Raw genomic sequence first — 7,275 nt, forward strand, 5'->3', positions numbered from 1 at the left:
TGCCAAGGGGGACGAAATACACACCGAGCGACCCCGGGAACGAGGCGGTGGTGAAGGCACGTAGGACGAATTCGGGGCTCCCGCGCGCCGGAGGGCGCTGGCGTGGACCGCCCATGCCGGGGTGCACTGGCTCCCGCTCACCGCGCTCCTGGTGGCGGCCTGGGGCGCGAGCACCTGGTCCCAGACTCCGGCCCAGCAGGTACGGCTGATCTCCGCGGCCCCGGCCGAGACCGCCGTGGTCGTGGGCCTCAACGCCTCCGCCATGTACGCGGGCATCGCCCTGGGCACCGCACTCGGCGGCGTCCTGCTGCCCTCGGGTCCCGCCGTCGCGTTCGCCGTCCACGCCGCCCTCACGGTGGCGGCCCTCGCCTACCTGGCCGCCACGCGCCGCCACCGCTGATCCTCCCGGTGACCCCCGTCCGGCCGGCGATCACCGGTGGCGCGGGAAAGGGGCGCGGCATTAGGTTTGAATGACTACAGATGCGACACAAGAGGAGAATTTGCGTGGCCGACGAAACGCCTCTCCCCAGGATCGACATCACCAGACCCCATCAGGCTCGGGTGTGGAATTACTGGCTGGGCGGAAAGGACAACTACCCGGTCGACCGCGAACTCGCCGAGCAGCTCCGCCAGGTATATCCCGGCATGGAGGATATCGCCCGCCATACCCGGGCCTTTCTGGGACGCGCAGTGCGATATCTCGCTGAAGAGGCCGGAATCCGCCAATTCCTGGACATCGGCACCGGGCTGCCCACCGTGGACAACACCCACGAGGTCGCCCAGCGGGTCGATCCGACCTGCCGCATCGTGTACGTGGACAACGACCCCCTGGTGCTGGTCCACGCTCAGGCCCTGCTCACGAGCCATCCCCTCGGCGCCTGCGACTACATCGAGGCCGACGTCCGCGACCCCGGCGCCGTCCTGGACTTCGCGGCCAAGACCCTGGACCTCACCCGCCCCACCGCGCTCATCCTCCTGGGCGTGATGGGCACCGTCTTCGACGACGACCAGGCGTACGCGCTGGTCGAAGGGCTGCTGGACGCGCTCGCGCCGGGCAGCCACCTGGTGTTCGAGGACGGCACGAAGACAGTCAACCCGGACGCCGCCGCCGAGGCCGAGCGCCTCCGCGACGAGGGGAAGGTCTACTCGTACCGGCTGCGGACCCCGGAGGAGATCTCCCGGTTCTTCGACGGGCTGGAGCTGGTGGAGCCGGGCGTCGTGTCGGTGTCGCGCTGGCGGGTGGAGGCGGGGGTGTTCGGCGTGCCGGACGAGGTGGACGCCTTCTGCGGCGTCGGCCGCAAGCCGTGACGCCGGTCGTGCGGACGCGGGCGCTAGACCCCGGCGGCGAGCAACCGCAGGATCGACGGGGTGGCGGCCGAGGGCCGCGCGTGCACGACGAGCTGGTCCAGCAGGTGCTGGTACGGCAGCACGTCCTGCCTGCGGCTCAGGTACTGCGCGCCGGCGATGTGCTCCAGGTAGACGACGTCGTCCAGCTCCGCCGGGGCGAAGCGCAGGATGGTGACGGGCCCGGTGCCGCCGACGTGGCCGCCGGAGGCGAACGTGAGCACCTGGATCGTGATGTGCGGCAGCTCGGCCAGCATCGCGAGGTGCTCCAGCTGGGCGCGCATCGTCGCGGAGTCGGCCACCTGCCGGCGCAGGGCGCCCTCGTCGATCACCGCCCACAGCTTGGGCGGGGCGGCTGAGAGGAGGATCTGCCGGCGGCGCATGCGCACCCCGACCCGGCGCTCGATCTCCTCGGCGGGGCTGCCCTCGTGTCCCTGCGTGATGACCGCGCGGGCGTACTCCTCCGTCTGCAGCAGGCCGGGCACGTACTGGATCTCGTAGGTGCGGATCAGCGACGCGTCGCGCTCCAGCCCCAGATAGTCCTCGAACCACTCGGGCACGACATCGCGGTAGTCGTGCCACCAGGCGGGCGCGTTGGCCTGCTCGGCCATGGCGAGCAGCGCCGAGCGCTCGGCCTCGTCCGCGCCGTACAGGGTGAGCAGGTCCGCCACGTCGCGCAGCTTGAAGCCGGTCCGGCCGAGCTCCAGACGGCTGATCTTGGAGTGGGAGCCCCGGATGAGGTACCCGGCCTCCTCGCGGGAGATCCCCCGCGCCTCGCGGAGCCGGCGCAGGTGCGCGCCGACCAGAATCCGCAGCGCCGTGGGCCCGGAGCGACGGGCCTCTCTGCCGGTTGCGCTTTCCGGCACTCCGGTGTGGGGAGTTCCGGCCACGTTCCCCCTATCGCGAGCGGACGGCATAACGCTCCAAATCAGCAAATCGCGGCGGCCCGACCGGACCATCCTGCCACGCCGCCGGACCGCGTGGTCATATTTCCCGGCGACCGGGCATTTCACCACAAATGACACACCAGTCCGCCTTCGGAGCGCCGCGAATTCCGTTCGCCTGGCAGATTCTCACCTTACGCGTCTTGTGCCCGAGCTCTGCGGGATCCCCCGCGGCCGTTACGGGGGACACGCCGCAAATCCGCAGGCCAACGAGTATCTCCAGCCGACATCGCGCCGGCCGTCATCGTGGTGAGACTTTCGATCTGTCCCTCGCCTCGCCTCTCACCAGGCAGAACCGCCTGACCGAGGCGTGGGCAGATTGGAGATGAGATGTCCCGACACGCAGGACGGACGATCAAGGCCGCTACGACGGTGGGCGCCGGTGTCGCGCTCGTGACCGCGCTCACGGCCGCGGCGGGGCCCGCCGAGGCGACGCGGGCCCGCCCGCCTCTGCCGCTCCGCACGGACGCGGCCTTCCAGAGCGAATGCCTCGCCACCCACAACGCCTTCCGGGCGCGCCACGGCGCGCCCGACCTCACGATCGACCAGGGACTCGTCGACCACGCCAGCCGGCGCGTGACCGAACTCAGCCGGTACGAGGGCCTCCAACAGGCCGGCGGGGATCCGGGGTACGGCCAGAACGTCCACTGGTTCCTGACCTCCTCCGGCCGGGCGGCGACCTGCGCGGACGCGGTGAAGAAGTGGTACGCCGGCGTCGGTTCCTACGACTTCCGGGCGCCGGAGTTCTCCTCCCGCACGGGCTTCTTCACCCAGGTGGTCTGGAAGGGCACGACCCGGCTCGGCTGCGCCCGGGCCGCGGGGCCGGGCACCCGGGGGTACGAGACGTACATCGCGTGCGCCTACCAGGCGCCGGGCAACGTGTCGGGACGCTACGCGCAGAACGTCCTTCCCGTGAGGTGACCGTGCCACGGGTCCGGCCGCCCGTCACCGTTCCGGCGGGCGGCTCCCCCGGAGACGCTCGCCGGAGGCGCCCACGGCCGGGGCGCCCACGGCCGGATCGTCCACGGCCGGATCGTCCGCGTCCAGGGCGCCGACCATGCCGCACAGGGCCGTGACCAGGTCCTCGCCGAGGCGGCGCCAGGCCCCGGCCGCCGCCTCGGCGCGGGCGCGGCCGGCCGCCAGGTCCGTCTCCAGCTCGGCGCACATGTGCACGATCAGCTGGCGGGTCATGGCCTCCCGGCGCGCGGTCGCGCCGGGGTCGCGCTCCGCCCCTCCCGCGTTCCCGGCGCGGACGGCCGCTCCCCCGGCGTTTGCGGCGGGTTCGGCCGCTCCTCCGGCGTTCCCGGCACGTACGGCCGCTCCCCCGGCGTTCCCGGCACGTACGGCCGCTCCTTCGGCGTTCCCGGGGCGTACCGCCGCCCGCGCGGCGTGGATGGCGTCGTACAGGCGGCGCAGGGACGGGGTGTCCAGGTGCGCGCGGACGGCGTGGTCCCGCAGGGCGGGCTCGACGACGATCTGGGCGAGGAACCGGGCGTACCAGGACGGGGTGCCGAGGTCGATCTGGTGCTCGATGCGGGGCAGCACGGCGCAGCGGAGCTGGTCGCGCAGCGACATGCCAGCCGGGTCGCCGAGCGCGCTCATCATGGCCAGCCGGTGCCGCTCGATCGCGTCGGCGTGCTCGGCGAGAACGGCCTTGATGAGCGCGTCACGCCCGGTGAAGTGGTACTGCACCGCTGACTTGTTGCGCTGCCCGGCGGCCTCGCCGATCTGCCGGATCGACACACCGGCGAGGCCCCGGGTGGCGTAGAGCCTCTCGGCGGCGCGCATGATGAGGCTCCTCGCGGCGGCGGAGCGCGGCGAGGACGCGCTCGCCGGAGCGGGCGGAAGCGCCCCGCTCCGGTCCGCGACGACGCTCATGTCGTACGTGTTGCTCATGCTCTTCGGGTCGTGCATGTGGTGCATGTCGAGACCGTCACGGTCGTCGTGACCCGCTCACCAGGTCACCCAGACGTTCTCCAGGCCGCCCGACAGCAGCCCGGTGCGCAGGCGCAGCGCCTCGGCGCCGTCGCGCAGCGCGAGGGTGGGCAGCCGGCGGGTCAGCGTGTCGAGCACCACCTGCAGCTCCAGGCGGGCCAGCGGCTGGCCGAGGCAGAAGTGCGGGCCCGCGCCGAAGGTGAGGTGCTGGTTGGCGTTGGTCCGGTGCGGGTCGAAGCGGTCGGGGTCGTCGAACTTGCGCGGGTCCCGGTTGGCGGCTGGACGGCACGGGATGAGGGTGCTCCCCGCCGGCACCGGAATGCCGCCGACCTCGACATCCTCGCGGGCGACCCTCGGGAAGCCCACCACGCTGAGCGTGCTGTCCAGGCGCAGCACCTCCTCGACCGTGCCGGGGATGAGGCCCGGATCGTCGATCACCGCCTGGTAGCGCTCGCGCTCCGACAGGAGCATCGCGGTCATGATGACGATCATGTTGGACGTGGTCTCGTGCCCGGCCAGCAGCAGCGCCCGCACGGTCGCGATCAGCTCCTCGTGGCTGAGCCGGCCGTCCTCGCTGTCGAAGACCTGGGTCAGCTCGCTGAGCAGGTCGTCGCCGGGGTCGGCCCGTCTGGCGTCGACCAGGTCGGACACGTACGCGTCGAACTCCTCGTACGCCCGCTGCACCTCCTCCTGGGTGTGGCGCGTCAGGGTCAGCATGACCTGCGACCAGTGCGCGAACCTGTCCTGGTCCTCGGCGGGGGCGCCCACCAGGGCGCAGATGACCTGGACCGGCAGCGGCAGGCCCAGCCGGGCCGACAGGTCGGCCGGCGGCCCGGCCTCCAGCATGGCGTCGACCAGGTCGTCGGCCATCCGCTGCACGCGGGGCCGCCACGCCTCGATCTTCTTGATGGTGAAGGAGCGGGTGAGCAGCCGCCGCCACCGCCGGTGGCCCTCGCCCTCGGTGATGCTCATGGTGTTGCGGGCGAACAGGCCGCCGTCCTGCGTGGTCGCCACCCGCGCGGCGTCCTGCCCGCCGCGCCGGAACCGCGGGTCGGTGAGCAGCGCGCGCACGTCGTCGTAACGGGTGACGAGCTGGGCGGTGTCGCCGCTGGGCAGCCGCACGTGCGCCACGGGGCATCGCTCCTGCAGCTCGCTCCACTCGCGCGGCGGCTCCAGAGTCTCCTTCCGGTCGAAGGGATAGGTCGGCACGGACTCGGTCATGACGCCCCCTCATGTCGATGTCTGATCATGTTCGACGTTAAGGCAGCCGCCTTAATAAGACAATCGCCTTAACGCGGTAAAATCGTTTCGATGAGACTGCCGGGCTTGCGCTATGATCATGCGGGCCCTGTGCGCGCCAGAGCCGACACGATCCGGCGCCGGCCTCCGCCGACCTCCATCCCACACGACGCGCCCGACCCGCACGGCCCGCCGACGCCCGCCCCGGCCGCTCACCCGCCCATCCGGCGCGCGGCTCACCGCACGAGGAACGCCCACCAGACGAGGAACGATGTCGAGCATCAAAGAGGTCGCGCGCCTCGCCGGCGTCTCCGTCGGCACCGTGAGCAACGTGCTCAACCGCCCCGAGCTGGTGGCTCCCGAGACACGACTGCGGGTTCAGACGGCGGTCACCCAGCTCGGCTACGTCCGCAACGGCTCGGCGCGCCACCTGCGGGCCGGGCGCAGCAGGACCATCGGCGTGGTCGCGCTCGACCTGTCGAACCCGTTCGTCATCGACGTGCTGCGCGGCATCGAGACCGCGGCCGAGACCGCGGACCTCAACGTGATGGTGGTCAACAGCAGCAAGGACGCCGCCCGCGAGGCGCGGCTGCTGGAGATGTTCGAGGAGGAGCGCCCCTTCGGGGTGCTGATCACCCCGGTGAACGCCGAGGGCCAGGAGCAGCGGCTGGGCAGGCTCGTGTCCCGCGGCATCCCGGTGGTGCTGTTCGACAGCTCGTCGCGGCACGGCCGGGGGTGCGCCGTCGCCTCCGACGACGTGCTCGGCGGCCGGCTGGCCGGCCTGCACCTGCTGGGGCGGGGGCATCGCCACATCGCGTTCGCGGGCGGGCCGTTCACCGTCCGCCAGGTGGAGGAGCGCCACCGCGGCCTGGCCGGCGTGCTGTCGCCGGCGGACGAGCTGACCGTCATCCCGCTGCCGGACCTCACCGTGGGCACCGGCCGCACGGCCGGCAGGGAGATCGCCGCCCGGCCCCCCGGGGACCGGCCGACGGCCGTGTTCTGCGGCAACGACCTGGTCGCGCTCGGGGTGCTGCAGGAGCTGACACAGTACGGCCTGCGGGTGCCGGACGACGTCGCGATCCTGGGCTACGACGACATCGACTTCGCGGCCGCGGCCGCGGTGCCGCTGTCGTCGATCAGGCAGCCGCGCGAGCAGCTCGGCCACACCGGCGCGCTCATGCTCCTGGAGGAGGCCAACCAGCCGGACTTCCACGAGCACCGCCAGGTCATCTTCCAGCCCGACCTCATCGAACGCGCCTCCACCGCCTTCACCCGCTGACCCCCGGCCGCGCCACCGTTCCTTCGGCACGAGCCCCTCGTGGGAGGCACCCACGAGGGCCTGGTTCAGGGATGGATCTTCCTGTGCTCGGCCAGCATCGTGACGTACTGCTCGATGCGACGCGCCCGCGTCTCCGGCTTCTTGGCGTCCTGGACGCGATACAGGACCGCGAACCGGTTACGGCTGTCCAGCGTCGCGAAGAACGCCTCAGCCGCGGGATTGGCCGCCAGGGCATGGGCGAGGTCTCCCGGCACGGTGGCGCCGCGCGATCCGTCGTACGCGGCGTCCCAGCGGCCGTCCGCCTTCGCGCGCTCGATCTCGAGCAGGCCCGGCGGCTTCATCCGGCCCTGCTCGATCAGCCTGGCCACCTTGTCGCGGTTGACCTTCGACCACTTGCTCCTCGGCCTGCGCGGGGTGAAGCGCTGCAGCCAGTGCCCGTCGTCGAATCCGTCCTTCTGCCCGTCGATCCAGCCGTAGCAGAGGGCCACATCGAGCGCCTGGAGGTAGTCCAGCGCATCGACGCCCGCCACCTTC

The 7,275-nt window shown here is 72.1% G+C and carries 8 protein-coding genes; 4 read left to right on the forward strand and 4 right to left on the reverse strand.

Features of this window, described 5'->3' with window-relative positions:
* Window positions 1–121: 121 nt before the first annotated feature.
* The gene (locus tag ABZS51_RS41635) at window positions 122–400 is read left to right on the forward strand and encodes a hypothetical protein (protein WP_355453566.1); all 279 of its coding nucleotides are present in this window, start codon (window positions 122–124) and stop codon (window positions 398–400) included.
* An 80-nt stretch (window positions 401–480) separates the two neighbouring features.
* Entirely contained in the window at window positions 481–1,308 is an 828-nt protein-coding gene (locus ABZS51_RS41640) for an SAM-dependent methyltransferase (protein ID WP_355453569.1), read from the forward strand.
* A gap of 23 nt (window positions 1,309–1,331) precedes the next feature.
* Here the strand turns inward: ABZS51_RS41640 and ABZS51_RS41645 are convergent, their stop codons facing one another.
* Window positions 1,332–2,210, reverse strand: coding sequence for a helix-turn-helix transcriptional regulator (locus tag ABZS51_RS41645; RefSeq protein WP_355453572.1), 879 nt, complete (start codon window positions 2,208–2,210; stop codon window positions 1,332–1,334).
* A gap of 408 nt (window positions 2,211–2,618) precedes the next feature.
* Between ABZS51_RS41645 and ABZS51_RS41650 the strand changes: the two genes are divergently transcribed.
* Window positions 2,619–3,209 (forward strand): CAP family protein, encoded by a 591-nt coding sequence (locus tag ABZS51_RS41650; protein WP_355453575.1) that lies wholly within the window; start codon window positions 2,619–2,621, stop codon window positions 3,207–3,209.
* Between the two features lie 24 nt (window positions 3,210–3,233).
* Here ABZS51_RS41650 and ABZS51_RS41655 read toward each other — a convergent pair whose 3' ends face one another.
* Together ABZS51_RS41655 and ABZS51_RS41660 are read right to left on the reverse strand one after the other, a co-directional pair.
* Window positions 3,234–4,211 carry a TetR family transcriptional regulator gene (locus tag ABZS51_RS41655; protein ID WP_355453578.1) on the reverse strand — a complete coding sequence of 326 codons (978 nt, stop codon included), beginning with the start codon at window positions 4,209–4,211 and terminating at the stop codon, window positions 3,234–3,236.
* Window positions 4,212–4,241: 30 nt separating this feature from the next.
* Complete coding sequence (locus ABZS51_RS41660; RefSeq protein WP_355453581.1) at window positions 4,242–5,444, reverse strand: cytochrome P450; 1,203 nt, start codon at window positions 5,442–5,444, stop codon at window positions 4,242–4,244.
* Window positions 5,445–5,733: 289 nt separating this feature from the next.
* Between ABZS51_RS41660 and ABZS51_RS41665 the strand changes: the two genes are divergently transcribed.
* Entirely contained in the window at window positions 5,734–6,741 is a 1,008-nt protein-coding gene (locus tag ABZS51_RS41665; RefSeq protein ID WP_355453584.1) for a LacI family DNA-binding transcriptional regulator, read from the forward strand.
* A gap of 65 nt (window positions 6,742–6,806) precedes the next feature.
* On the opposite strand, the gene ABZS51_RS41670 is transcribed toward ABZS51_RS41665, so the two are convergent.
* Window positions 6,807–7,275 (reverse strand): YdeI/OmpD-associated family protein (locus ABZS51_RS41670; RefSeq protein ID WP_355453587.1); only part of this gene is annotated, 469 nt, incomplete at its 5' end.

Origin of the sequence: Nonomuraea sp. NPDC005501 (genome assembly GCF_040605905.1) — a bacterium.
Lineage (GTDB): Bacteria > Actinomycetota > Actinomycetes > Streptosporangiales > Streptosporangiaceae > Nonomuraea.

Excerpts from the sequence above, each read along its gene's own strand:
- ABZS51_RS41640 (WP_355453569.1), top strand. The coding sequence starts at position 481 with ATGCGACACAAGAGGAGAATTTGCGTGGCCGACGAAACGCCTCTCCCC.
- ABZS51_RS41650 (WP_355453575.1), top strand. The coding sequence starts at position 2,619 with ATGTCCCGACACGCAGGACGGACGATCAAGGCCGCTACGACGGTGGGC.
- ABZS51_RS41655 (WP_355453578.1), bottom strand. The coding sequence starts at position 4,211 with ATGCACCACATGCACGACCCGAAGAGCATGAGCAACACGTACGACATG.
- ABZS51_RS41660 (WP_355453581.1), bottom strand. The coding sequence starts at position 5,444 with ATGACCGAGTCCGTGCCGACCTATCCCTTCGACCGGAAGGAGACTCTG.
- ABZS51_RS41665 (WP_355453584.1), top strand. The coding sequence starts at position 5,734 with ATGTCGAGCATCAAAGAGGTCGCGCGCCTCGCCGGCGTCTCCGTCGGC.